This is a genomic window from Streptomyces sp. NPDC006384 (assembly GCF_042870695.1).
In the GTDB taxonomy this organism is placed as follows: domain Bacteria; phylum Actinomycetota; class Actinomycetes; order Streptomycetales; family Streptomycetaceae; genus Streptomyces.
Window position 1 is genome coordinate 11,819 of the sequence record NZ_JBIAHR010000047.1, and the last position, 3,375, is coordinate 15,193.

Genomic DNA, 3,375 nt, shown 5'->3' on the forward strand with positions numbered 1-3,375 from the left:
TGTACTTCTTCTGAAGCAGACATTGATATAATTTCTTTACCATTTTTATATAGAAGTCTTATAGGCATAACTATTAAAATAATACCAGCGATTAAAACTAAAAAAGGATCTATGTAAGGAATTAGCCAATCAAATTTAGTATATTTTAGTATAAACATTAAAATAAAACCTAACACTAATCCAAAACTTACAAAAGTATCTAACAACCATTGAAGCATTTCTGCATATATTAAATCAGATTTTTTTCTATTTCTAGATAGAAGGAAACAGATTACACCACATCCTACAAAAGAAAAAATGCCGTAGAATAATCCTATATTGGCATTAATATTTCTACCGCCTTGCATAATCGCATAAATTGATGAAATTAATGATAATATGCAAAGAAGAAGAAGAATTGAAGAGTTGAAAACAATAGTAAGGGGCTGAAAAATGTATTTTCCAAATGGGAAAGACTCACGATTAGGTTTTTTTATAGTAATAGAAGTGAAAAGTGATAAAGCTGATATTAGTAAGCTTAAGACAGCATATAAACCATCAAGTAATACCATATCACTATTTGAAATAATACCCAGAAATATTCCAGTTACTGAAAAAATCAATGCTCCTAAAGTTGATATAAAAAGAATTCGGCTTATTTCGTTGTTGTGCATTTTCATTTTATCTTATCCTTTATTTTTATTAACATTTTCATTTTACGCCTATCTAAATATTTATTCAAAATTAATAATGTATATATTATATCCATTTCAAAAAACAGTCTAAGAAGCAACTCTTACTTCTTAGACTGTTTTTGAAATTTAAATCATAAATCGTTTCTATTCATTAACATTTTTAGACTTTTCTGTATCGAATCTATAAGAAATAAATCCATAAAGAGTCCATCCAGCAAATGTTACAATAGCACCATAGTAAACAGCTATTCCTCCAGAAGAGTAAATAGCATATAAAGTATATATACCAGCTAGAATTGCTATAATATTAGTCCACTTCATAGTTTTATTAGAAATATTTGTTGATGTTTCTTTTTGCATGGTTTTAATACTTGCCATTGTTAACACATAAGGCACTGCATTAGTTACCACCGCTAAATTGACTAATATTGTAAACTGTTTAGATAAAGATGGACTAATTGTCATTAATGAAATTAACGTTTGTAATACAGTAATAATTACCATTCCAATTATTGGTGTACCATTGCCGATAGTTTTAGCAAAGATTTTAGGGAAATATTTTTCAACTGCTGAGCTTCTAAATACTTCTGCAATGGTAAATTGCCAACCAATCAAAGATCCAAAGCAAGATATTATCATTAAAGCAATAACAATATTACCAATCGTAGGGTTAAACATATGACTAAATGCTAAACCAAATGGTGCACTAGATTTAGCTAAATCTTTAATAGGAGAAATACCTAAAATTACATTTGTAGATAAAATATACATTATTGCTGCACCTATAGTACCACCCATTACAGCAATAGGAACATTTTTCTTAGGATTTTCTACAGCATCACTATTAGCTGCAGCAGATTCAAGACCTAAAAAAGCCCATAGTGTTATAGAAATAGATTTACCCATTCCTTCTATAAAGCTATAATTGTGAGGGTTCCAAGATGTTGCAAAGCTACTTCCACTAAAGTAAAACCAACCAACAATACTGATGAAAATTACAGGTAAAATAACGCCCCAAACTGTAAACGTACTAATTCTTCCTGTAATATTTGCTCCTCCAAAATTCAATATTGTTGCAACCCATAAAACTACTATAGTCCACATTGCTGTTGCCAATGGTGATAAATGAACATTAAATAAAACAGCAATATAACCTACTGAAGATATAGCGATAGCCGCATTAGCTATAACTAGAGAGAGTCCATAAGTGTAATTAGTAAGGAAGGCTCCAGCTTTGCCAAATGAGTATTCTGCATATCCTCCCATTCCGCCACCTTTTGAACTATATAAGCCAGCTCTAGCGAATATAAAAGCTAACATTGTAGCTCCAATTGTTGTTATAATCCAAGAAAGTATTGACATTGTACCCACTTGTGCCAGATTAGTAGGTAGCATGATAATTCCTGAGCCCATCATATTAACAGCTGTAACAATCGTTAATTGAGTAACGCTCATTTTTTTCTTTTCAGACATAAAGATCTACCTTCCTTATTTAGTTATTTATCTAAAACATAACCAAATGCTTTGATTCGATTATCAACATTTTCAAAGTAAACACCTTGAATTTCTGGAGCAAATCCTGGAAATTCATTTATGCCATCTTCTAGTATTTTGAAATATGTTTTTGCTGTTTCGCTCCATTTTTCTCCTGGAACTACACAGAATATACCTGGCGGATAAGGTAAAGCTCCTTCAAGAGCTATTTCACCTACAATGTCATCTAATTCGACTAATTTAGCATTATTTCTTAATAATTCAATATTTGCGTCATAAGGTTTCATTCTATACTCAGGGAAATAATCTTTTAAGAACATTCTTTTTTGGAATTCTTTAGTATTATGCTCTTTATAGAAATCATGTAATTCCTGACACAATTCACGAATTGTATAATTTTTATATCTTTCGTAGTTACTATTATATAGTCTAGGTAAAACCACTTCTAAAGGCGCATCTTGATCAATGTATTTTTCAAATTGAATCAATTTAGATATTAAGTTATTCATTTTTGCATCGTCTTCTGCGGGTGTCATTAAAAATAGAATAGAATTTAAATCATTTTTTTCTGGTACTATACCATTTTCACGTAAATAGTTAGCTAAAATAACAGCTGGTATTCCAAAATTCATATAAGAATCATCTTTAGAATCTATTCCAGGAGTTGTTAATAGGAATTTATTAGGATCAATATAATATTGGTCCTTACCATAGCCGTTAAATCCATGCCATTTTTCATCTGGATTAAATTTCCAGTACTCTAAATTGCTTATAATTTCATCTGTACTAGCTTCTTCCCAATTTTTACCTTGAACTGTTTCTGGAATAAATGGTCTAATATATTTACATTTCTCTATAATTTTTTTTCTAGCATTAGTAGAAACAGTTAAACAGTCATTCCAAAGCTTTTCACCTAATTCTCCCTCTTGCATTTTGGCATTTATATCTAAAGAAGCAAATAATGGATAGAATGGTGATGTTGAAGCATATTGCATATATGCATTATTAAATCTTTTATGATTGATATAACGTTTTTGTCCTTTGATATGTTTGTCTTTTTTATGAATTTGAGAAGCCTGAGAAAATCCAGCTTGTTGTTTATGTGTTGATTGTACTACTAAGATACCAGGATCATTTTCGTCCAGGTCTAATAATAGTGGAGAAGATTTTTTCATTAATGGAATAAATTGTTCATAACCAACACACG

General features: G+C 30.0%; 2 protein-coding genes and 1 pseudogene. All 3 read right to left on the reverse strand.

The features are described from left to right. On the reverse strand, positions 1-659 hold a 659-nt coding region (locus tag ACFYOJ_RS35935), incomplete at its 3' end, for a cation transporter (protein ID WP_002498213.1). 159 nt (positions 660-818) lie between these two features. After that, positions 819-2,147 (reverse strand): putrescine-ornithine antiporter, encoded by a 1,329-nt coding sequence (gene potE / locus ACFYOJ_RS35940; protein ID WP_002498214.1) that lies wholly within the window; start codon positions 2,145-2,147, stop codon positions 819-821. Between the two features lie 23 nt (positions 2,148-2,170). Further along, a pseudogene (locus tag ACFYOJ_RS35945) lies at positions 2,171-3,375 on the reverse strand (ornithine decarboxylase); the annotation flags it as partial.